Genomic DNA, 18,926 nt, shown 5'->3' with positions numbered 1-18,926 from the left:
ACGGGGTGGGCACTCGCCTACCGAACCTGGCGTTAAATCTCGCCGTCCTCCAACAGGGTGTCGAGACGGTCCAGGCGGTCGCCCCACTCGCGCCGATGAAACTCGATCCACTCCTGCAAGGTCGCGAGACCCTGAACGTCGAATTCGCAGGTACGCACGCGCCCCTTCTTGGCCGACCGGGCCAAGGAGACGCCCTCCAGCACCGCGAGATGCTGGCCGACGGCTGTCTTGCTGATAGACAAATGATCGGCGAGTTCGCTGACGCTGGCCGTCCGGCGCGCCAGCATCGCGAGCATCCCGCGGCGCGTGGGATCGCCCAAGGCGTGGAACAGGGCATCAATCGCTGCAGGTTTCACGACGGGTCTGCGCTCTCCAGGGCGGCGTTCATCAGATAGTCCCATCCCATCCTGCGCATCTCAGGCCCGTCTGCGCCTTCGAAATACACCGCCTGGTGGGTCAGCGTGACCTTGGTGCCATCGCCGTCTGGTTCGATCGTGACGGTGACCGTGGCTGCCGAAAGTCGGGCATCGTCGCGGTCGAGTGTCTGGAAAAAGACGATACGCTGTCCATCGACGATATCCGCGTAAGTCGATGTCCAGCACAGTACCGAGCCCGCAATCGGCGTTCCGGGCAGCATCCGCGCGGTCAGCTTCTCTTCGCCGCCAACGGAAAAGTCGAATGCATAGGAAATGACCTCATGACCGGGGCTTGAGGCGTACCAGCGGCTCTTGCGATCCTGAAAGGCGAAAGCGCCAAACACTGCAGCAGGCTTGGCGCGGCTGGTCTTGACGATGTCGAACGTGCCAAAGGCCTGGTTCATCTCAACCTCGAGTTAGTGAAGTCGGCACTTCACTAAAGAACGCCATCAAATAGTCAAGCGTTCGCTTCACCGTGCCTTGCCGGCGTTTCAATCACGGGACCAGAATTGTGTCTTTCGCCTCCGGCAGCGTGTCCGGATAATCCAACGTATAATGCAGCCCGCGGCTTTCGTGGCGGCTCAAAGCCGAACGGATGATGAGGTCGGCGACTTCCAGCAGGTTGCGCAGTTCGATCAGGTCGGGCGTGACGCGGAAATTACGGTAATAATCGGCGACTTCTTGACGCAGGAGGTCGATGCGGTGCTTGGCCCGCTCCAGCCGCTTGGTCGACCGCACGATGCCGACATAATTCCACATGAAGCGGCGGATCTCGCCCCACGTTTGGGTGATGACGACTTCCTCGTCGCTGTCGGTGACCCGGCTCTCGTCCCACGGCCGGATGGCCGGCGGTTCGGCCAGCCGGTCCAGGCTGGCCAGGATGTCGCGCGCTGCTGCTTCGCCAAACACCAGGCATTCGAGCAGGCTGTTGGATGCCAGCCGGTTGGCGCCGTGAAGGCCCGACTGGGTCACTTCACCGGCTGCGTACAACCCCGGCGCATCGGTCCGCCCGTTGCGGTCCACCAGCACGCCGCCGCAGGTGTAATGCTGCGCCGGCACCACCGGTATCGGTTGCCGGGTCATGTCGATGCCAAGCGTCAGCAGCTTTTCGTGGATGGTCGGGAAATGCTCCTGCACGAAGGCCGCGCCGCGGTGGCTGATGTCGAGATGGACGTAATCCAGCCCGTCGCGCTTGATCTCGCTGTCGATGGCGCGGGCGACGATGTCGCGCGGCGCAAGCTCGGCACGCTCATCGTAGTCGGGCATGAAGCGATGGCCCGTTTCGGGATGGATCAACACCCCGCCTTCGCCCCGCACCGCCTCGGTAATAAGGAAATTCTTGACCTCCAGATTGTACAGGCAGGTCGGGTGGAATTGCATGAATTCCATGTTCGACACCCGGCATCCCGCGCGCCACGCCATGGCGATGCCGTCCCCCGTCGCGCCGCGCGGCGCGGTGGAAAACAGATAGGCGCGTCCGGCCCCGCCAGTGGCCAGCACCGTTGCCCGCGCGGTCAGCGTTTCCACCCGCCGGGTCGAGCGATTGTAGGCGTACAGGCCGTGCACCGCGCCGCCGGTCGAAAACTGCTCGGCATGTCGGCCGGTGGCAAGGTCGATCGCCACCATGTCGGGCAGCAGGGTGATGTTGGGCTGCTTGGTCGCGGCGGTTTCCAGCGCCTGCTGCACCGCGCGCCCGGTGGCGTCGGCAACATGGACGATGCGGCGATGGCTGTGCCCGCCCTCGCGGGTCAGGTGCAGCGCGTCGCCGTCGGTCGCGAACGGCACGCCAAGCGCAATCAGCCGGGCGATGGCCTCCGGCGCTTCGCTGACCACCATTTCGACGACTGCGCGGTCGTTCAGTCCGGCGCCGGCGACCATCGTGTCGTTGACATGCGCCTCGAACGTGTCGCCTTCCTCCAGCACCGCGGCGATGCCGCCTTGCGCCCAGTTGGTCGCGCCTTCGCCCAGCGATCCCTTGGCGATCACGCCGACCGTCAGCGTCTCGGCAAGGTTGAGCGCCGCGGTCAGCCCGGCCGCGCCCGATCCGATGATAAGGACGTCGAACCGGCGGCTCATGCTTCGGCGACAAGACTCAGGAAGACGTCCTCAAGGTCGGGATCGCGGGTCGACACATCGACGATGCCGATCCCGTCGGCGGTCAGCGCGGCCAGCACCTCGCCCGCGTTGACCCGGTCCTTGCGGTAACTGATCTCCAGCGTGCGTTCGTCGATCAGCACGATATTGTCGAAGCAGCGGTTCTCCGGCACCCGGTCGAGGTCGCGATCGGTGGTGACGACGACCGATTTGTCCTGCGCCTTGGCGACCAGCGCGCGGGTCGGTTCGTTGGCGATGACCTTGCCGTGGTTGATGATCGCGATGCGATCGCACAGCTCCTCGGCCTCTTCGAGATAATGGGTGGTCAGGACGACCGTCACGCCCTTCTGATTGAGATGTCGGACATAATCCCAAAGCTGGCGGCGAAGCTCGACGTCGACACCGGCGGTGGGTTCGTCGAGCACCAGGATGGGGGGCGAATGGACCATCGCCTTGGCCACCAGCAACCGCCGCTTCATGCCGCCCGACAGGGTGCGCGAATAGGCGCCCGCCTTGTCGGTCAGGTGCATCGCGGCAAGCAACTCGTCCGACTGCCGCTTGGCGGCCGGTATCCCGTACAGCCCGGCCTGGATCTCGAGCGTCTCGCGCGGCGTGAAAAAGGGGTCGAAGATGATTTCCTGCGGCACCACGCCGATCGACCGCTTGGCGTTGCGCGGGTGCTTGTCGATGTCGAAGCCCCACACGGTCGCCTTGCCGCCGGTCTTCATGACCAGGCCGGCAAGGATGTTGATCAACGTCGACTTGCCGGCTCCATTGGGGCCAAGCAGGCCGAAGATCTGCCCGCGCGGCACGTCGAAGCTGACATTGTCGAGCGCCAGCTTGCCGCCGGCATAGACTTTGCTCAGCGATTCGATTCGGATTGCGGGGGCGTCGGTCATCGTCCGCCGCATAGCCGTCGCCCGCTTTGGGCGGAAGCGAAGAAGGTAAAGACGCGCTTAACCCTAACCCTCAGGGTTGTCTTGACGTTAACCCTCTAAACGCAGCCAGGATGAACCGGACCGTCCTGACCATTGTTGCCGCCGCCGCGGCGGCGCTGCCCGCCGGGCCGCTGCGCGCGGCCCCGGCCCAATCCGTTTCGGGCGTCGATACCGCGATTCTCAAGCCGCTGACCCTGCTCAAGAAGAAGAACCTGGATTTCGGGGTGATCTTCCGGTCGGCGACGGCGGGAACGGTGACGATCGACCCGGCCACCGGCACGGTCACCACCACCGGCGGCCTTCTGCGCGGACCGCAACCCACCTCTGCGGCGGAGTTCATCGGCGCCGGCACGCGGCGGGCTCCGGTCATCCTGCGTGTGCCCAAGAATCCGATCACCTTGACCCGCGTCGGCGGCACGCAAACGATGACCGTTTCGAACTTCACCCTGAGCACGCCGCAGACGATCCACGTCAATCCGTTCGAAGTGTTCGATTTCAAGGTCGGCGGCCGGCTCAACGTCGGCGCGAACCAGGCCGAAGGGGTCTATGAAGGGACCTTCACGGTCACCGCCACCTACCAATAGCGAGCGGCTCCGAATTGCCCGCCATGGTTTGCGGCAGTGGTTAAATTTCCGCTGTCCCTTAGTGTTGAAACCAAAGTGACGGGTATCCGGCCAATCTGATCCTCATCGCAGCATTGCGTGAAAGGATTGCCCGGTGTCGATTTTGAAACTCCTGCCGGCGGCTGCCATCGCCGCCTCCGCCCTGGCCGCAGCGCCCGCCGCCGCGCAGCCGGTGCCTGCTGCGACCGACGCGGTCGGTGAAGCGCTCGTCCTGATTCCGCTAAAGCTGACCAAGATCGACGACCTCGATTTCGGCGCGTTCGTGTCGTCGCCGACCGGCGGTACGGCCACTATCAATCCGGTGACCGGTGCCCGCACCACCACCGGCGGCCTGATCGCGGTCCCCGCCGACGACGGCTTTCGCGCCTATTTCGGCGGCGCCGGTTCGCCCAACCAGCAGGTGATCATCGCGGTTAGCCCGCCGGTCGCCTTGACCAGCAGCACCGGCGACACAATCCCGGTGCTCGGCATCACCATCGACGGATCGCCCTTCCGCACCATCGACCCCGTGTCGCGCACCTTCTTCGTCGGCGTCGGCGGATCCCTGTCGATCGCCGCCAATCAGCCCGAGGGCGAATATAGCGCGCAATTCTGGATGACCGCGCTCTACCAATAAGCGCCGCACCCGCTTGTCGCCGGGCGGCGGCCACCTTAAGTGCGTTGGGCGATGAGCTCGATTCCGCCGCCCGAAACTTTCAAGATCAAGGTCCCGCAGGTCGCCTGCGACGGTTCGGGCGCGGTCTCGCCGGAACTGGGGCATCCGCGCGTCTATCTTCGCGTCGACCCGGCGGTCGGTTTCGTCGAATGCGGCTATTGCGATCGCCGCTTCATCCTTGAAGGGGGACCGGCGGACACGCCTTCGTGAACCCGCGCCAGCTCCTCTACCGCACGCTCGACCCGGACGATGCACTGCAGCTTGCCAACCGCCACCTGTCGGGTTGCGACGACGGCGAGCTTTATCTCGAACATAGCGTCAGCGAGGCATTCGGCTTTGACGATGGCCGGCTGAAGACCGCCAGCTACGACAACAGCTCGGGCTTCGGCCTGCGTGGCGTAACCGGCGAGACGACCGCGTTCGCGCACGCCAACGATATCAGCGCGGATGCGATCGAACGCGCCGCCGCCACCCTCACCCTGCTGGACCCGTCGACCGGAGCCGCTGCAGCGGCGCCGCCGCGCACCAACCAGGCGATGTATGGCGCGGGCAATCCGCTGGTCGAAGTGCCCTTCGCCCGCAAGGTAGAGTTGTGTCAGCAGATCGACGCAGCTGCTCGGGCCCGCGACCCGCGCGTGGCGCAGGTGAGCGTCGGCCTCCACGCCAGCTGGAGAGTGATAGAAATCGTCCGCGCCGACGGTTTCGTTGCCACCGACGTCCGCCCGCTGGTGCGCCTTGGCGTGCAGATCGTCGCCGCTGAAGGCGATCGCCGCGAAGTCGGGCAGTTCGGCATCGGCGGCCGCTATCTCTACGAAAGCCTGTTCGATCCGGCGACGTGGAACCGGGCGATCGACGAGGCACTGGCCCAGGCGCTGACCAACCTTCGCTCCGAAGCCGCGCCCGCGGGGGAAATGCCGGTGGTGCTTGGCCCGGGCTGGTGCGGCGTGCTGCTGCACGAAGCAGTCGGCCACGGGCTCGAAGGCGACTTCAATCGCAAGGGTACATCGGCATTCAGCGGCCGCATCGGCAGCCGGGTCGCGGCGCCGGGCGTAACCGTGATCGACGACGGCGCGATCCAGGACCGGCGCGGGTCGCTGACCATCGATGACGAAGGCACACCGACCCGCCGCAACGTGCTGATCGAAGACGGCATCCTCAAAGGCTATCTGCAGGACCGGCTCAACGCCCGCCTGATGGGTGTCGAACCCACCGGCAGCGGGCGCCGCGAAAGCTTTGCCCACGCGCCGATGCCGCGCATGACCAACACCTTCATGCTCGCCGGCAACGACGATCCGGGCGAACTGGTCGAACGAGTCAAGGACGGCATTTTCGCCAAGAGCTTCGGCGGCGGGCAGGTCGACATTACCAGCGGCAAGTTCGTGTTCGGTTGCACCGAAGCCTATCGCATTCGCAACGGCCGCATTGCCGAGCCGGTCAAGGGCGCAACGCTGATCGGCGATGGTCCGACCGTCCTGACCCGCATCAAGGGCATCGGGAACGACCTCGCGCTCGACGAGGGTATCGGCGTGTGCGGCAAGGCCGGGCAATCGATTCCCGCCGGCGTCGGTCAGCCCAGCCTGCTGATCGACGGATTGACCGTCGGGGGCACCGCCGCGTGAACGACGACTGGCGCTCCGGCGTCCTCAAATTCTGGTTCGGCCTCGATGAGGACCAATGGTTCGGCGGGGGCGCCGACCTCGGCCGCGACATCGCTCGCCGTTTCCAGGAGTTGTGGGAGGAAAAGCGCAGCCTGCCGGCCACCAGCTTTCTTGACGACCCGTTGACCGCGCTTGCCGGCGTCATCCTGTTCGACCAGTTTCCGCGCAACATGTTTCGTGGCCACGCCGACCAGTTTTCGACCGATCCGCTGGCGTTGCAAATCGCGCGCGGCGCGGTCGACAAGGGCTTCGACGACCAGCTCGAAGCACGCGAACGCAGCTTCCTCTACATGCCGTTCATGCACAGCGAAGACATGGACGATCAGCAGCGCTCGATGCTTCTGTTCACTCGCCTCGCCGACGACCGCCAGCTGTCCTTCGCCCAAAAACACCGCGACGTGATCGCCAAATACGGCCGCTTCCCCCATCGCAATGCCGTGCTCGGTCGCGCGCCGCGCGCCGGGGAGCCGGTCGGCGACGATCCTTCCTGGTGAGCGCGCTGGCGATGGCGGCGCGGTACAATACCGCGATCGAAGCCGAAGTCGCGCGCACCTTCCTTGAAAGCAACGGCGTCGAAGCGGTGGTCTTCGACAGTGCCAGCAGCCTCTATGCCGAAGGCGCGCTGATCGGGGCACGCGTCATGGTCCTGGACGAAGATCTGGAAGAGGCCGTCCGGCTGCTTGCCGACGTGCGCTAGAGAAGATGGTCGATCGGGGTCAGGTCGACCCCGGCTCGATTGGCGATCTCCTCCACCTCCTCGCGCGATGCCCCCTGCTTGCGGCGGGCGACCGCCCAGGCGAGTGTGCAGCGGTTGCCGGAGCGGCAGTAAGCGAACAGCTTGCCGCTCGTCGCCTCCATCGCCTCGCGCATGGCTTCCGCATCGGCGGGTCCGATGCCGCGAACGATGGGCAGGAAGCGGAATTCGATGCCGGCATCCTCGGCCGCTTTCTCGATCTCGGCCGCGGGTGGCTGGCCGGGATCTTCGTCGTCGGGGCGTTGGCACACGATCATGGTGACGCCGCTGCGCTTAAGTACCGGCACGTCGTCGGGCCGGATCTGCGCGCTGACCATCACCGTATCGCTCAACCTGCGGATCATGCCGCCGTCTCCTCGAACGCCCGAACCGCGTCGAGCATCGCCGCACCATAACGCTGCAGTTTGGCTTCGCCCACACCCTGCACCCGGCCAAGCTCGTGCAACGTGCGCGGGCGGGCCGCGGCAATCCCGCGCAGCGTGGAATCGTGAAACACGACATAGGCCGGGACCGACGCTTCGGCCGCCAGCTGGCGGCGGGCCTCGCGCAGCGCATCGAACAGCGGGTCGAGCGGACCGTCCGGGGTCCGGCGGCGCGACCCGCGCTTGCGCGCCGGCGGCACGGCGATCACCACATGCTCCTCGCCTTTCAGAATGGCGCGGGCGGCAGGGCCGAACGACAATCCGCCATAAGCGTCGGCGCGCAAAGCATCGCGCGCGATCAGTGCCCGGGCCACTGGCCGGACCAGCGCCAGCTCGTCCGCGTCGGCGATGCCGAAAACCGACAGCCGGTGATGGCCGAAGCTCCGCACCTTTTCATTGTCGTCGCCAGCCAGCACCTGCGCCAGATGGGCGACGCCGAACCGCATCTCTGTCCGGAACGCCGCGGACAGCAATTTGCGCGCGACCTCGGTGACGTCGACCGTCGCCGGCGGGTCGATGCAATTGTCGCAATTGCCGCACGTCGCCGGGGGATCGTCACCGAAATGGCGCAGCAGGATGGCGCGCCTGCACTCGGCCGTCTCGACGAAGGCGGCCAGCGCGTTGAGCCGCTCGCGCTCGTCCGGCCGCCGCTCGGGCTCGACCTCGGTTTCGATCCGGCGGCGGGCGCGGGCGAAGTCCTCGGCCGACCAGAACAGCCAGGCTTCGGCTGGGTCGCCGTCGCGGCCGGCCCGGCCCGTTTCCTGGTAATAAGACTCGATCGACTTTGGGATGCCGGCATGGGCAACGAAGCGCACGTCGGGCTTGTCGATGCCCATGCCGAACGCGACCGTGGCGGCGACGACCATGTCTTCGGACTGGACGAACGCCGCCTGATTGCGGGCCCGTATCTGCGGCTCCAGCCCGGCATGATAGGCGACTGCGCTGCGCCCGCCGGCGGCGACGGTCTCGGCCAGGCGCTCGGTCTGGTCGCGGCTGGGGGCATAAACGATGCCAGCACCGGGCTGACTGGCAAGCAGCGACTTCAGCTGGCCCGGCAAGCCGTCGCGCGGGCGGACGTGATAACGGATGTTGGGGCGGTCGAACCCGGCGATGACCAGCCCGTCGTCTGGTATGCCAAGCTGGACCAGGATATCGGCCCGCGTCCGGGCGTCGGCCGTGGCGGTCAGCGCCAGCCGCGGGACATTGGTGAACGCATCCAGCAATGGTCGCAGCAGGCGATAGTCGGGGCGGAAGTCATGCCCCCATTCGCTTACGCAATGCGCCTCGTCGATGGCGATCAGCGACAAGGGGATGCGCTCGATCAGTCGGCGGAAGCCGTCGGTCGTCGCCCGTTCCGGCGCAACGTACAACAGGTCGAGGTCGCCGGCGCGAAGGCTCGCCAAGGTCTGTTCGCGATTGTCGTCGGCCGAGGTCAGAGAGGCCGCTCGGATGCCGCTCGCTTCGACCGACCGGATCTGGTCGTGCATCAGCGCGATCAGCGGGGAAATGACCAGCGCTGTCCCTTCGCGCGCAACGGCCGGCAACTGGTAGCACAGCGACTTGCCCGCCCCCGTCGGCATGACGGCCAGCGTCGGCTTGCCCGCCATCACCCGCTCCACCACGTCGGCCTGGACGCCGCGGAAGCTGTCGAACCCGAAGGTTCGCTTCAAAACTTGCTGGATGTCGCCCGTCATTCGGCTGCTTGTGCCGCCTCCTCGACTGAGCGCTCCGCAGCCTGGCGGAACCACATGTCGGCGTAAACGCCGCCGCGGGCGAGCAACTGGTCGTGGGTGCCGCTTTCCGCCACTCGGCCTTCGTCGAGCACCAGGATGGTGTCGCTGTTCACCACCGTCGACAGGCGGTGGGCGATGGTGATGGTCGTGCGGTCGCGCGCCAATCGGTCGAGCGTTGCAAGGATCGCTTCCTCGGTCCGGCTGTCGAGTGCGCTGGTCGCCTCGTCGAGGATTAGCACCGGCGGGTTCTTGATCAGGGTGCGGGCGATAGCGACGCGCTGTTTCTCGCCGCCCGACAGTTTCAGCCCGCGTTCGCCGACCATCGAATCATAGCCTTCGGGAAGCGCGGCGATGAACCGGTCGATCGCCGCCCCCTGTGCCGCGGCTTCGATCGCCGGCTGGTCCGCCTGGTCGGCGCCGTAGCCGATGTTGTAGCCGATGGTGTCGTTGAACAGCACCGTGTCCTGCGGGACCGTGCCGATCGCTTCGCGCAGGCTAGCCTGGGTGACCGCGGCAATCTCCTGCCCGTCGATCATGATGCGGCCGCCGGTTGGGTCGTAGAATCGGTATAGCAGCCGAGCGATGGTCGACTTGCCCGCGCCCGACGGCCCGACGATCGCCAGCCGCGTACCCGGCGGGGCATCGAAGCTCAGCCCCTTCAATATCTCGCGCCCGTCTTCGTAGCCGAAGTGCACGTCTTCGAATCGGACATGGCCGCCGGCTACCGCGATCGGCCGGGCGTCGGGCGCGTCGACCACCTCGGCCGGTGTATCCAGCAGCACGAACATCGCTTCCATGTCGATCAGGCCCTGGCGGATATTGCGATAGACCCAGCCGAGCATATCGAGCGGGCGGAACAGCTGCATCAACAGGGTATTCACCAGCACCACGTCGCCCGGCGTGAAGCGCCCCTGGCTCCAACCCCAGACGGTGAAGATCATCGCCCCGGCCATCATCGCGTTGGTGATCAGCGACTGACCGATGTTGAGCCACGCCAGCGACACCTCGTTCTTGACGGTGGCATGCATGAATTGCTCGACCGCCTGCTCGTATCGCCGGGCCTCGCGCTCCTCCGCGCCGAAATATTTGACCGTCTCGTAATTGAGCAGCGAATCGACCGCGCGGCCAATGGCGCGATTGTCGACGTCGTTCATTTCGCGCCGAAGCTGCGACCGCCAGTCGGTCACCCGGCGGGTGAAGGCGATGTAGACGGCGACGATGATCAAGGTCGCGGCGACCAGACCGGGCCCGAACTTGATCCAGAAGATGACGCAGATCGCGGCCAGCTCGATGATCGTCGGGGCGATGTTGAACAGCAGGAAATAGAGCATCATGTCGATGCTCTTCGTTCCTCTTTCGACGATTTTGGTCAGCGAACCGGTGCGGCGTTCAAGGTGGAAACGCAGCGACAGCGAGTGGATATGGCGAAACACCTGTCCCGCCAGCCGCCGGGCCGCGTCTTGCCCGACCTTTTCGAACACGGCGTTGCGCAGATTGTCCGACAGCACCCCGGCAAAGCGCGCGCCGGCGTAGGCGACGACCAGCGCGGCGACCAGGCCGAACGCGGCGGTAGTGCCGGCGCTCATGCCGTCGATCACCGCCTTGTAGGCAAAGGGCATGGCCAGCACCGCGGCCTTGCCCGCAAGTACCAGTGCCACGGCGACAATCACGCGCACGCGCAATTCGGTCTCACCCTTGGGCCACAGCATTGGCAGGAAGCGGGCCAGCGTTCGCAGGCTGCCCTTCTCCGCTTTTGCCGTGTCCACCGCTGCCGCCATCACCTCCTAGGTAAGAAGCCGGACCGTTACCCGCAAACCGGCGCTCGCCGGATGCGACGAACCGTTTGGAACCGCGCGCTTTTTCGGCGGTTATCAAATCGTTCACGAAGCAAAAGGCGGCGAACATGGGTCCGGGTTATTTCATCATCGCAATTCTTGGCTGCGCCGACGGCTCGGCCGCGTGCACGCAAGTGATGACCGTCCCGACGCGCTACGAAAGCGAAGAGGCCTGCGCCGCCGCGACCAGCGATGCGCTGCTTGCCAACAGCAACTTCGATTTCCCCTCGCTGCTCGCAGAGTGCCGCCCGGCCAAGGCCGCCGCCTCGGTCGAGAAGGCGGAACAGCCCAAAGCGCGCAAGGGCAACGCCTGACCCGAGCGGCGAACGGCCGCTTCCCCATGACCAGCCGCAGGAACGTCGTCCCTCCCGCACTCGTTGACCGGGAAAGGAGGCACCATGCCTGACACCAGCAACAAAGACGAAATGCCCATCCTGCGGGCGAACCAGAATAACGAAATGTCCAAGGACGATCCCAAGGACGGCAACCGCACGTCGTTCACGCTTGGCGCGGACGGCACCACCGCCGCCTTCGAAAAGCCCGGACAGGACGAGTCCGACAAGGCGAAGATCGAGGCCTTCGGCCGCCGCGGCAGCCCCGCCCCCAAGGAGGAACAGGAAAACGATGGCTGAAGACAGCGATGTCCTCATCCCCAAGCATGAGGAAGCCAAGGACGATCTTCCCGGCAGCGAAGCCAAGCTTGATCCGGCGCCGGAATGGCAGCCGCGCTACGCCGGTTCCGACCGGCTCAAGGGCAAGGTCGCGCTGATCACCGGCGCCGACAGCGGCATTGGCCGGGCGGTCGCCGCCCTTTTCGCCCGCGAAGGCGCGGACATTGCCATCTCTTACCTCAGCGAGGACGAGGACGCGCAGAAGACCAGGGAAATCGTCGAGCAGGAAGGCCGCAAGGCGATCCTTATCCGCGGCGACATCGGCTCCAAGGAGTTTTGCGACGACGCCGTGAAACGGACGGTCGATCAGCTCGGCAAGCTCGATATCCTGATCAACAATGCCGGCGAGCAGCATTGGGACAAGGACGTCCGCGACATCTCCGAGGAGCAGCTGCGCCGGACCTTTCAGACCAACTTCTTCGGCCTCTTCTTCCTCACGCAGGCCGCACGCCCGCACCTCAAGAAGGGCTCGGCGATCGTCAACTGCACGTCGGTGACGATGTACAAGGGCGCGCCGATCCTACTCGATTACAGCGCGACCAAGGGCGCCATCACCGCCTTCACCCGCTCGCTGGCGAAGAACCTGGCGGAAGACGGCATCCGCGTGAATGCGGTCGCGCCGGGCCCGATCTGGACTCCGCTCAATCCGTCGGGCGGGCAGCCGAAGGACAAGATCCCGGACTTCGGCAAGGACACGCCGATGGGGCGGCCAGGCCAGCCGAACGAGGTTGCGCCATCCTTCCTGTTCCTCGCCTGTGACGATTCCAGCTACATGACCGGGCAAGTGATGCACCCGGACGGCGGAGATTCCACGTCCAGCTGATTGGGAAAATTTCCCGATTGGCGGTTGGATTTCCCGCCATTCCAGCGCGCGCGCATTTTGCGAACACTGATTTTATTGCATAAATTCGATTTGGCACGGTTCCTGCAACGTAGAATTCGTGGCCCAATAACGGGCCCGGATTTGAAAAAGGGACCAGATCATGTTCGCAACTTTCGCCAATGGCCGAGAAACCGCCACCGCCTTCGCCGCCGCCTTCATCACCGCGATGCTGTGCGTCTCGAGCGCCACGTCGCTCATCGCCTGACCGGGGAAAACCATGTCCAATCGCTTTGTTCTCAACCGCGAAGACCGCAAGCTGATGGGCGTTGCCGCCGGCATCGCCGACTTTACCGGCGTTGACGTCCTGCTGATCCGCCTCGGCTTGGTCGCGGCGCTGCTGCTGACCGGACCGGTCGTGCTTTTGTTCTACGTTCTCACCGGCTGGCTCGCCAACGACCGCTAGGTTGATCGCGGGCCGGGATTTCAGCGCCGCTCGGCGCAGCCCCCCCGCTCTTCCCCATTCACGGTCAACATGACCGCGATCGGATAGCGCCGGTCGGACATGCCATCCGAACAGCCCGGTTGCGGGCTCGTCCGCATGACGAAGGGCCGGTTGTTCAGGTTGCCGGTCCAGGTGCCATTCTCCGCCGTCCCGGAAAATTGCGTCCATACCCGCGTCCCTGCCTGATCTTCGGGATGCGAATAGGTGACGCACCGCCCCTGCACCGACGCCGCCCAGAACGGCTCGGTCCCGACGGCGCGAAGAGGCATTTCTTCAAGCCTTCGATCGCCCTGCCTTAGGCAGGCGCTCACCACCGAAGCGGGCGGCGGTTCCGAGGCGTCATTTGGAACGCCTGGCTCCGCAACCGGGGGAGTCTCGTTGATCGGCACCGGCTGGGGCTCGGGCATGTTGCCGCCGGGCTCGGGCTGGGTACTGCACGCTGCCAACATCAGCAGCGGTAGCATCGTGGCTGAAATCTTCCGTCGCATCGCCCGATAACCCTCATTCCCCGCCGCCGGTTGCGCCGCTGGCCCCGGCGACCGTGGTCGGCTACGATCCCCGACCAGCCAAGCGGAGCTTCATCCATGCGCATTGCCCTGACCGGTCTCATCCTCGCCTGCCTCGCCGTCCCGGCGACCGCGGCGCTTCCCGTCGGGTCGAAGGCGCCGGACTTTACTACCGTCGGCGCCATCGCCGGCAAGCCGTTCCGGCTGCATCTCAAGGACCAGCTCAAACATGGGCCGGTGGTCCTCTATTTTTTCCCCAAGGCTTTCACCAAGGGCTGCACGCTTGAAGCGCGCGCGTTCAGCGAGGCCAACCCGCAATTCCGCAAGCTCGGCGCCCGGGTTGTCGGCGTATCGCGCGACGGGCTCGAGGAGTTGAAGAGATTCTCGGTCGAGGAGTGCCGCAACGCCTTCCCGGTTGCCACGGCGAGCGCGCAAATGGCCAAGGATTACGACGTCGTGCTGGCGCAAAAGCCGGAGCTGACCGACCGCACCTCCTACGTGATCGCGCCCGACGGACGGATCGCCTACGTGCATTCCGATCTCGACTGGAGCGGGCATGTCGAGAAGACGCTTGCGGCGGTAAAGGCGCTCAAGTCCGCGAAATAATCCCGTCGCGGCTCGAGCTCCGCAAGACCTCCGGCAATCCTGGAAGCGCCGCCCTTCGCACGACATGCCGGACGAAAGGACGGCGTTCTATCGTGACTAGCGGCTGGCCACCTTGGCCGTGGCCTTGCTGCTGCTGCCCAGGGCCGCGATCGCCGGGACGTCACGCTTGTAGACGTCGCTATAGTCGATGATCTTGCCCTCGACCGTTGCCGCCGACGACATGTAGACGATGTACACCGGCAGGGGCTGGGGGAATTTGGCTTCCACGGTCTTGCCGCTGGCCAGCGTCTGCTGGACCTTTTCGCCGGTCCACTCGGTGCTTCCCTCGGACAACAGAATGGTCGCCAGGTCATCGATATCCTTGGTGCGGATGCAGCCATGGCTGAACGCGCGGACCCGGGCGTTGAAACGCGACTTGGCGTTGGTGTCGTGCAGATAGATCGCCTTCGCGTTCGGCATCACGAATTTCATCTTGCCGAGTGCGTTCGACGGTCCCGGCGGCTGGCGCCAGCGGATGACCTTGCCGTTGTCGTCCTTGACCGCAACGTACCCGGCCTTGCCGCGCACTTCCCCGGCGATGCTGGACGGGATTTCCCACCACGGGTTTATGATCACGCCGGTGGCGGTCACGCTCAGCTGCGGGGTCGGCGTCTTGATCGCGCCGGCGACCGCATAATGGCGCGAAATCGTATCGCCATTTTCGACTAGCGCGGCGGTGTAGGCGGGCACGTTGACGATGATGTAGCGTTCGCCAAGATCCTGCGGCAGCCAGCGCCACCGGTCCATGTTGAGCCGAATGCGGTTGATCTTCGCGGTCTCGGTCTTCGGCGTCACTTCCAGCGCCCGCTTGAGCGAACTGTACTGTGGATGCTTGGGCATCAGGCCGTTCAGGGTTTCCGCCACCTGCCGCGTGTGCAGCGACCAGCGCAGCAGCTTGTCGATCCGGTTATCGGCCAAGTCGGGATCCTTGATGTGCCAGTCGACCCGATCCTTGCCGCGGACGTGGCCGAGCGCGAGGTCGGACGCGACCTTGGTGAAGCTGGCATTGGCCGCCTCGCTCATCCGCATCGGGTCGCCGCTGGCAAGCGCATCCGACAGCGCCTGCGGGGCATAATCGGTGGGGGACAGGCCCTCGGCGCCGATATTACGAATGAAGCCCAGCAGTTCCTGCGCCGCGCCGACATCCCACAGCGGCAGCGGTAGCGGGGCGGGTTCGGCAACCGGCATCGCGGGAGCCACCGGCGGTTGGGCGACCTGCGGCCCCTGTTGCACGGGCATCGGCACCGGCATCGGCTGCTGCGCCAGGGCAGCGAACGGAATGGCCGAAACGGCCGTCACGGCCGCGATCGAACTGAACAGCGTCTTCAAGGTCACAGAAATTTCCCACCCTCTGGTCTTCACGCAGGCACGGCCTGCCACAGCCCCATAATACACAGGCTGAACGGCCGCTGCCAGTGACCAGAGAGTCGCACCGCCGCCTAAGCTGCGGAGAACAACCAATCTTTAAACCTATGCCGTTACGACCGCCGAACGAAAGTGGGGATGTGATGGGGATCAAGTATCTCGACGGGGCGATGGTCCCGCGCGCCGTGGCGCGCCATGTCGATCACCGCTGCGAACCGCGGGTCGATACGCCGGCCCAGGCGGCAGTGGTGTGGCTGCGCGGGCGGCGTCACCCGGTGCAGCTGCTCAACCTGTCGGCGTCGGGCGCGATGTTCACGTTCCGCTTGATCCCGCACATCGGCGAGACAATAAGGATCGAGCTAAGCGGTCATGGCGATGTCAGCGCCCGTGTCTGCTGGGTCCGGGACGGCCATGTTGGCGTGTCCTTCGCCGCCCCGCTGGCCTGCGCGGAGTAACGCGCGTGGAGATGAGCTTTTCGATGATCAAGGCGCGCATCGCCGAACAGGAAGACCAGGACGACCGCCGGCGGGAACCGCGCGTGCCGGTCGAACTTGACGTGACCGTTCGCGAACTTGGCGAGAACGGCGTCGAGGCGCGCGTGCTCAATATCTCCGAACGGGGCTTCATGGCCGAAACGCCGGTGCAGTTCGAAGTCGGCACCCGCGTCTGGCTGATGTTGCCGGGCCGCGATCGCGCCAATGCGGTGATCAAATGGACCGCCGGCGACAAGCTTGGCGCCGAATTTGCCGAGCTCATCGCGATCGACAAGCTGATCGACGACGGCGACGCCTGAAGCGCGCCGAACCGCCCTTTCCACGGTTTCCCGATCATTAGGCATCGCGTCCCGAAACGGGGCGGCATGAAACCTAGGCGGCGTTCGCACGTTCAATTCCGCCGAAAGGAACATGCTATGCCTGTGACTCCAGGCCTCACGAACAGGACCTATCAACCGGCGGCGCGCGGCTATCACGCGGTTTATCGGGAGCATGAAGCCAATTATTGCCCCGGCTGCGGCCGGACGCACTGGATCATCGGCCGGGTGTCGGCCGAATGCGCGTTCTGCGCGACGGCGCTGCCGCTGGCGGAAGCCACGGCGCACTCGCACAACCGCCCGGTGGTCATCCAGCACCGCAACGCCGACTATCACGCCTGGGCGGCGTGAACCCTAGCCTGCGGGTGTCGGCCTGACCGGCACCGCGGCATTACAGACATCGACCCCACCAGCCGGACGGATGAAGAAGTCATCCTTCCGATTGGCGCGTGCGCGTACGAAGTCGGCGAAGCTGGCGCTGCCCGTGTCCAGATACTGGAACGACGGTCGCTCGCCCGCGTCGACATCGCTGGCAAGGCGAACCCATGCCACCGGCACATCCGAAGTCCGTTCCTTGTAGAAGCCTAGCGCTTCGGTGCCGCGCGGCAGGCTGCTCAGATGCTCGATCCCCGCCAACACCCGGCCGACTACCGCAATATTGCGGTCTAGGTGGCGCGGCGCGTGCCCGATCACGGCGTATAGTTCCCCACCGACGCCCGTATCCGGCGCCATGTCGCGTCCGACCCCGACATAGCCGTAACAGTGGACCAGGTTGGCCGTGCCGCCGGCAGGATCGTAGGCAACCGGCCAGCCCAACGCATAGCCGGCCTTCGGCGCGTAAGCGTCGGCGTAGCCCAGCGGATGGATCGGCAGACCTTTCACCGGCCGCGCATATTCTTCGGGCGGCTTGGCGACGACCCCGGCCGGCAATGGATCCGCGCTTTCGTTCTTGCCCCATTGCACGACGTAATTGTCCTGCACGCGATAAATGGCCGACCCGTCCCACCACTTGGCTTTGGACAGCAGGCGGATATTGGCGGCGTGGACCGGCGCGAAATCCGGCGCCAGCTGGATTACCACACGCTGCCCCCCCTTCAGCTGCATCACCAGCAGGTCTTCGGCCGGAATGGTCCGCCAGGCCGCGGCCGGTGCGGCGGCGACGATTTCGGTCGGGGTCTTTGGCGCGGGCGCGGCGGCCAGCAGCGCGAACGTCGGGATCAGCAGCAGCGGGCGCATAATCTCTCCACATTGTGAACCGCTGTGACTATCCCAGCGGCCATGCATATTTCCACCCTCATGCTGCTCGGCTCCGGCGAGCTCGGCCGCGAGTTCGCAATCGCCGCCAAGCGCCTCGGTTGCCGAGTGGTCGCTTGCGACCGTTATGCGAACGCGCCTGCGATGCAGGTCGCCGACGCGTCCGAAGTGTTTTCCATGCTCGACGGTGCGGCCTTGCGCGCGGCGGTCGAACGGCACCGCTCTGACTTCATCGTCCCGGAAATCGAGGCGATCGACACCGGCACGCTGGCCACGCTGGAAGCGGAAGGCTGGCACGTCGTGCCCTCCGCGCGGGCGGCGCAGCTGACCATGAATCGCGACGGCATCCGCGACTTCGCGGCCGGGACGCTGGGGCTGACGACATCGCGCTATCGCTTCGCCGAAAGCCGCGAACAGGCGATCGCAGCCGCAGACGAGACCGGCCTGCCGTGTGTTGTGAAACCGGTCATGTCGAGCTCCGGCAAGGGGCAGAGCACCGCCGCCAGCGCGGAGGAAGTCGGCAAGGCATGGGACTATGCCGTCGCCAACATGCGCGGCGACCGGCCACGCGTGATTGTCGAGGAGTTCGTCCGCTTCGACAGCGAAATCACCCTGCTGACGGTAGCGACGCGCGCCGGCGTCATGTTCTGTCCTCCGATCGGCCACCGCCAGGAAAGCGGCGACTATCGCGAAAGCTGGCAGCCAGCGGCGATCCCTGCTGCCGCGCTCGAATCGGCGCAGGCGCAGGCGCGCACGGTGGTCGAGGCTCTCGGCGGGCACGGATTGTTCGGGGTCGAATTCTTCATTCGCGGAGAGGAGGCGGTGTTTTCCGAACTGTCGCCACGCCCGCACGACACCGGGATGGTTACCCTCATCTCCCAATACCCCAACGAATTCGAATTGCACGTGCGCGCCATCCTCGGCCTGTCCATTCCGGCGATCGAGCTTGCCGGGCCGAGCGCGTCGGCGGCGATCCTCGCCGATCGCGAGAGCGAGGATTTCGGCTTCGCTGGCCTGGATGAGGCGCTGGGTATGGGTGCGGCGGGAACGCCGGTCGACGTGCGGCTCTTCGCCAAGCCCAGGACGCTCAAGAACCGGCGCATGGGCGTCGCCCTCGCCCGCGGCGACAGCGTCGACGCGGCAGTCGACCTGGCCAAGGCCGCGGCGGCACGGGTGCGGATAGAGTTTCGCGACTAGGCGTTGGCAGGATTGAGGAGGAAG

General features: G+C 65.7%; 25 protein-coding genes. 15 read left to right on the top strand and 10 right to left on the bottom strand.

The window, feature by feature from the left end; all coding sequences use genetic code 11:
- Window positions 1-32 precede the first annotated feature (32 nt).
- The 4 genes from H8M03_RS08470 to H8M03_RS08455 all read right to left on the bottom strand — a co-directional run bounded on the left by H8M03_RS08470 (window position 33) and on the right by H8M03_RS08455 (window position 3,409).
- Entirely contained in the window at window positions 33-356 is a 324-nt protein-coding gene (locus H8M03_RS08470; protein WP_222931866.1) for an ArsR/SmtB family transcription factor, read from the bottom strand.
- Window positions 353-820 (bottom strand): SRPBCC domain-containing protein, encoded by a 468-nt coding sequence (locus H8M03_RS08465; protein WP_187479021.1) that lies wholly within the window; start codon window positions 818-820, stop codon window positions 353-355. Before H8M03_RS08465 ends, H8M03_RS08470 begins: the two co-directional genes overlap by 4 nt.
- 91 nt (window positions 821-911) lie before the next feature.
- Window positions 912-2,492: an L-aspartate oxidase gene (gene nadB, locus H8M03_RS08460; protein ID WP_187479020.1), complete on the bottom strand. Its 1,581-nt coding sequence runs from the start codon at window positions 2,490-2,492 to the stop codon at window positions 912-914.
- Window positions 2,489-3,409 carry an ABC transporter ATP-binding protein gene (locus tag H8M03_RS08455; RefSeq protein WP_187479019.1) on the bottom strand — a complete coding sequence of 307 codons (921 nt, stop codon included), beginning with the start codon at window positions 3,407-3,409 and terminating at the stop codon, window positions 2,489-2,491. The genes nadB and H8M03_RS08455 overlap by 4 nt, the downstream gene beginning before the upstream one ends.
- 110 nt (window positions 3,410-3,519) lie before the next feature.
- On the opposite strand from H8M03_RS08455, the gene H8M03_RS08450 reads away from it, so the two are divergent.
- The 6 genes from H8M03_RS08450 to H8M03_RS08425 all read left to right on the top strand — a co-directional run bounded on the left by H8M03_RS08450 (window position 3,520) and on the right by H8M03_RS08425 (window position 7,081).
- On the top strand, window positions 3,520-4,032 hold the full coding sequence (locus H8M03_RS08450; RefSeq protein ID WP_187479018.1) for a DUF4402 domain-containing protein: 513 nt from the start codon (window positions 3,520-3,522) through the stop codon (window positions 4,030-4,032).
- A gap of 133 nt (window positions 4,033-4,165) precedes the next feature.
- Complete coding sequence (locus H8M03_RS08445) at window positions 4,166-4,687, top strand: DUF4402 domain-containing protein (RefSeq protein ID WP_187479017.1); 522 nt, start codon at window positions 4,166-4,168, stop codon at window positions 4,685-4,687.
- 51 nt (window positions 4,688-4,738) lie between these two features.
- Window positions 4,739-4,936 (top strand): zinc-finger domain-containing protein, encoded by a 198-nt coding sequence (locus tag H8M03_RS08440; protein ID WP_187479016.1) that lies wholly within the window; start codon window positions 4,739-4,741, stop codon window positions 4,934-4,936.
- Window positions 4,933-6,345 carry a metalloprotease TldD gene (gene tldD, locus H8M03_RS08435; protein WP_187479015.1) on the top strand — a complete coding sequence of 471 codons (1,413 nt, stop codon included), beginning with the start codon at window positions 4,933-4,935 and terminating at the stop codon, window positions 6,343-6,345. The genes H8M03_RS08440 and tldD overlap by 4 nt, the downstream gene beginning before the upstream one ends.
- Window positions 6,342-6,878 carry a DUF924 family protein gene (locus H8M03_RS08430; RefSeq protein ID WP_187479014.1) on the top strand — a complete coding sequence of 179 codons (537 nt, stop codon included), beginning with the start codon at window positions 6,342-6,344 and terminating at the stop codon, window positions 6,876-6,878. Before tldD ends, H8M03_RS08430 begins: the two co-directional genes overlap by 4 nt.
- Complete coding sequence (locus H8M03_RS08425; protein ID WP_187479013.1) at window positions 6,875-7,081, top strand: putative signal transducing protein; 207 nt, start codon at window positions 6,875-6,877, stop codon at window positions 7,079-7,081. The genes H8M03_RS08430 and H8M03_RS08425 overlap by 4 nt, the downstream gene beginning before the upstream one ends.
- On the opposite strand, the gene H8M03_RS08420 is transcribed toward H8M03_RS08425, so the two are convergent.
- Genes H8M03_RS08420 through H8M03_RS08410 form a run of 3 tightly spaced genes read right to left on the bottom strand, consistent with a single transcriptional unit; the run spans window position 7,078 to window position 11,071 of the window.
- Window positions 7,078-7,482, bottom strand: a complete 405-nt coding sequence (locus H8M03_RS08420; RefSeq protein WP_187479012.1) for a protein tyrosine phosphatase family protein — start codon at window positions 7,480-7,482, stop codon at window positions 7,078-7,080. The genes H8M03_RS08425 and H8M03_RS08420 overlap by 4 nt on opposite strands.
- Window positions 7,479-9,254: a DNA helicase RecQ gene (gene recQ / locus H8M03_RS08415; protein ID WP_187479011.1), complete on the bottom strand. Its 1,776-nt coding sequence runs from the start codon at window positions 9,252-9,254 to the stop codon at window positions 7,479-7,481. Before recQ ends, H8M03_RS08420 begins: the two co-directional genes overlap by 4 nt.
- Window positions 9,251-11,071 (bottom strand): ABCB family ABC transporter ATP-binding protein/permease, encoded by a 1,821-nt coding sequence (locus tag H8M03_RS08410; protein ID WP_187479010.1) that lies wholly within the window; start codon window positions 11,069-11,071, stop codon window positions 9,251-9,253. The genes recQ and H8M03_RS08410 overlap by 4 nt, the downstream gene beginning before the upstream one ends.
- Before the next feature lie 125 nt (window positions 11,072-11,196).
- Here H8M03_RS08410 and H8M03_RS08405 point away from each other — a divergent pair, with 125 nt between their 5' ends.
- The 4 genes from H8M03_RS08405 to H8M03_RS08390 all read left to right on the top strand — a co-directional run bounded on the left by H8M03_RS08405 (window position 11,197) and on the right by H8M03_RS08390 (window position 13,085).
- Window positions 11,197-11,442, top strand: coding sequence for a hypothetical protein (locus H8M03_RS08405; protein WP_187479009.1), 246 nt, complete (start codon window positions 11,197-11,199; stop codon window positions 11,440-11,442).
- Window positions 11,443-11,526: 84 nt separating this feature from the next.
- On the top strand, window positions 11,527-11,760 hold the full coding sequence (locus tag H8M03_RS08400; protein WP_187479008.1) for a hypothetical protein: 234 nt from the start codon (window positions 11,527-11,529) through the stop codon (window positions 11,758-11,760).
- A complete protein-coding gene (locus H8M03_RS08395; protein ID WP_187479007.1) occupies window positions 11,753-12,622 on the top strand; it encodes an SDR family oxidoreductase in 870 nt (289 codons plus the stop codon). Before H8M03_RS08400 ends, H8M03_RS08395 begins: the two co-directional genes overlap by 8 nt.
- Before the next feature lie 277 nt (window positions 12,623-12,899).
- Entirely contained in the window at window positions 12,900-13,085 is a 186-nt protein-coding gene (locus tag H8M03_RS08390; RefSeq protein ID WP_187479006.1) for a PspC domain-containing protein, read from the top strand.
- Window positions 13,086-13,105: 20 nt separating this feature from the next.
- Here H8M03_RS08390 and H8M03_RS08385 read toward each other — a convergent pair whose 3' ends face one another.
- On the bottom strand, window positions 13,106-13,393 hold the full coding sequence (locus H8M03_RS08385; RefSeq protein WP_187479005.1) for a hypothetical protein: 288 nt from the start codon (window positions 13,391-13,393) through the stop codon (window positions 13,106-13,108).
- 315 nt (window positions 13,394-13,708) lie between these two features.
- Here H8M03_RS08385 and H8M03_RS08380 point away from each other — a divergent pair, with 315 nt between their 5' ends.
- A complete protein-coding gene (locus tag H8M03_RS08380) occupies window positions 13,709-14,236 on the top strand; it encodes a peroxiredoxin (RefSeq protein ID WP_187479004.1) in 528 nt (175 codons plus the stop codon).
- Window positions 14,237-14,332: 96 nt separating this feature from the next.
- On the opposite strand, the gene H8M03_RS08375 is transcribed toward H8M03_RS08380, so the two are convergent.
- On the bottom strand, window positions 14,333-15,610 hold the full coding sequence (locus H8M03_RS08375; protein WP_187479003.1) for a L,D-transpeptidase family protein: 1,278 nt from the start codon (window positions 15,608-15,610) through the stop codon (window positions 14,333-14,335).
- A 173-nt stretch (window positions 15,611-15,783) separates the two neighbouring features.
- Here H8M03_RS08375 and H8M03_RS08370 point away from each other — a divergent pair, with 173 nt between their 5' ends.
- The 3 genes from H8M03_RS08370 (at window position 15,784) to H8M03_RS08360 (ending at window position 16,802) form a co-directional block, all read left to right on the top strand.
- Window positions 15,784-16,095: a PilZ domain-containing protein gene (locus H8M03_RS08370; RefSeq protein WP_187479002.1), complete on the top strand. Its 312-nt coding sequence runs from the start codon at window positions 15,784-15,786 to the stop codon at window positions 16,093-16,095.
- An 11-nt stretch (window positions 16,096-16,106) separates the two neighbouring features.
- The gene (locus H8M03_RS08365) at window positions 16,107-16,433 is read left to right on the top strand and encodes a PilZ domain-containing protein (protein ID WP_246449224.1); all 327 of its coding nucleotides are present in this window, start codon (window positions 16,107-16,109) and stop codon (window positions 16,431-16,433) included.
- Window positions 16,434-16,550: 117 nt separating this feature from the next.
- Window positions 16,551-16,802 (top strand): hypothetical protein, encoded by a 252-nt coding sequence (locus H8M03_RS08360; protein ID WP_187479000.1) that lies wholly within the window; start codon window positions 16,551-16,553, stop codon window positions 16,800-16,802.
- 3 nt (window positions 16,803-16,805) lie between these two features.
- Here H8M03_RS08360 and H8M03_RS08355 read toward each other — a convergent pair whose 3' ends face one another.
- Complete coding sequence (locus tag H8M03_RS08355) at window positions 16,806-17,687, bottom strand: peptidylprolyl isomerase (RefSeq protein ID WP_187478999.1); 882 nt, start codon at window positions 17,685-17,687, stop codon at window positions 16,806-16,808.
- A 42-nt stretch (window positions 17,688-17,729) separates the two neighbouring features.
- Here H8M03_RS08355 and purT point away from each other — a divergent pair, with 42 nt between their 5' ends.
- On the top strand, window positions 17,730-18,902 hold the full coding sequence (purT, locus tag H8M03_RS08350) for a formate-dependent phosphoribosylglycinamide formyltransferase (RefSeq protein ID WP_187478998.1): 1,173 nt from the start codon (window positions 17,730-17,732) through the stop codon (window positions 18,900-18,902).
- Window positions 18,903-18,926 lie beyond the last annotated feature (24 nt).

Origin of the sequence: Sphingomonas sabuli (genome assembly GCF_014352855.1) — a bacterium.
GTDB classification, from domain to species: Bacteria; Pseudomonadota; Alphaproteobacteria; order Sphingomonadales; family Sphingomonadaceae; genus Sphingomicrobium; species Sphingomicrobium sabuli.
The sequence above is the reverse complement of the archived record's forward strand: the minus strand, read 5'-3'. Positions and strand labels throughout refer to the sequence as shown.

Coding starts and splice junctions, on each gene's coding strand:
- H8M03_RS08380 (WP_187479004.1), top strand. CDS start 13,709: ATGCGCATTGCCCTGACCGGTCTCATCCTCGCCTGCCTCGCCGTCCCG.
- H8M03_RS08465 (WP_187479021.1), bottom strand. CDS start 820: ATGAACCAGGCCTTTGGCACGTTCGACATCGTCAAGACCAGCCGCGCC.
- H8M03_RS08455 (WP_187479019.1), bottom strand. CDS start 3,409: ATGACCGACGCCCCCGCAATCCGAATCGAATCGCTGAGCAAAGTCTAT.
- H8M03_RS08410 (WP_187479010.1), bottom strand. CDS start 11,071: ATGGCGGCAGCGGTGGACACGGCAAAAGCGGAGAAGGGCAGCCTGCGA.
- H8M03_RS08390 (WP_187479006.1), top strand. CDS start 12,900: ATGTCCAATCGCTTTGTTCTCAACCGCGAAGACCGCAAGCTGATGGGC.
- H8M03_RS08365 (WP_246449224.1), top strand. CDS start 16,107: ATGAGCTTTTCGATGATCAAGGCGCGCATCGCCGAACAGGAAGACCAG.
- H8M03_RS08440 (WP_187479016.1), top strand. CDS start 4,739: ATGAGCTCGATTCCGCCGCCCGAAACTTTCAAGATCAAGGTCCCGCAG.
- H8M03_RS08400 (WP_187479008.1), top strand. CDS start 11,527: ATGCCTGACACCAGCAACAAAGACGAAATGCCCATCCTGCGGGCGAAC.
- nadB (WP_187479020.1), bottom strand. CDS start 2,492: ATGAGCCGCCGGTTCGACGTCCTTATCATCGGATCGGGCGCGGCCGGG.
- H8M03_RS08370 (WP_187479002.1), top strand. CDS start 15,784: ATGGGGATCAAGTATCTCGACGGGGCGATGGTCCCGCGCGCCGTGGCG.
- H8M03_RS08385 (WP_187479005.1), bottom strand. CDS start 13,393: ATGCCTCTTCGCGCCGTCGGGACCGAGCCGTTCTGGGCGGCGTCGGTG.
- H8M03_RS08405 (WP_187479009.1), top strand. CDS start 11,197: ATGGGTCCGGGTTATTTCATCATCGCAATTCTTGGCTGCGCCGACGGC.
- H8M03_RS08420 (WP_187479012.1), bottom strand. CDS start 7,482: ATGATCCGCAGGTTGAGCGATACGGTGATGGTCAGCGCGCAGATCCGG.
- H8M03_RS08360 (WP_187479000.1), top strand. CDS start 16,551: ATGCCTGTGACTCCAGGCCTCACGAACAGGACCTATCAACCGGCGGCG.
- purT (WP_187478998.1), top strand. CDS start 17,730: ATGCATATTTCCACCCTCATGCTGCTCGGCTCCGGCGAGCTCGGCCGC.
- H8M03_RS08395 (WP_187479007.1), top strand. CDS start 11,753: ATGGCTGAAGACAGCGATGTCCTCATCCCCAAGCATGAGGAAGCCAAG.
- recQ (WP_187479011.1), bottom strand. CDS start 9,254: ATGACGGGCGACATCCAGCAAGTTTTGAAGCGAACCTTCGGGTTCGAC.
- H8M03_RS08450 (WP_187479018.1), top strand. CDS start 3,520: ATGAACCGGACCGTCCTGACCATTGTTGCCGCCGCCGCGGCGGCGCTG.
- H8M03_RS08355 (WP_187478999.1), bottom strand. CDS start 17,687: ATGCGCCCGCTGCTGCTGATCCCGACGTTCGCGCTGCTGGCCGCCGCG.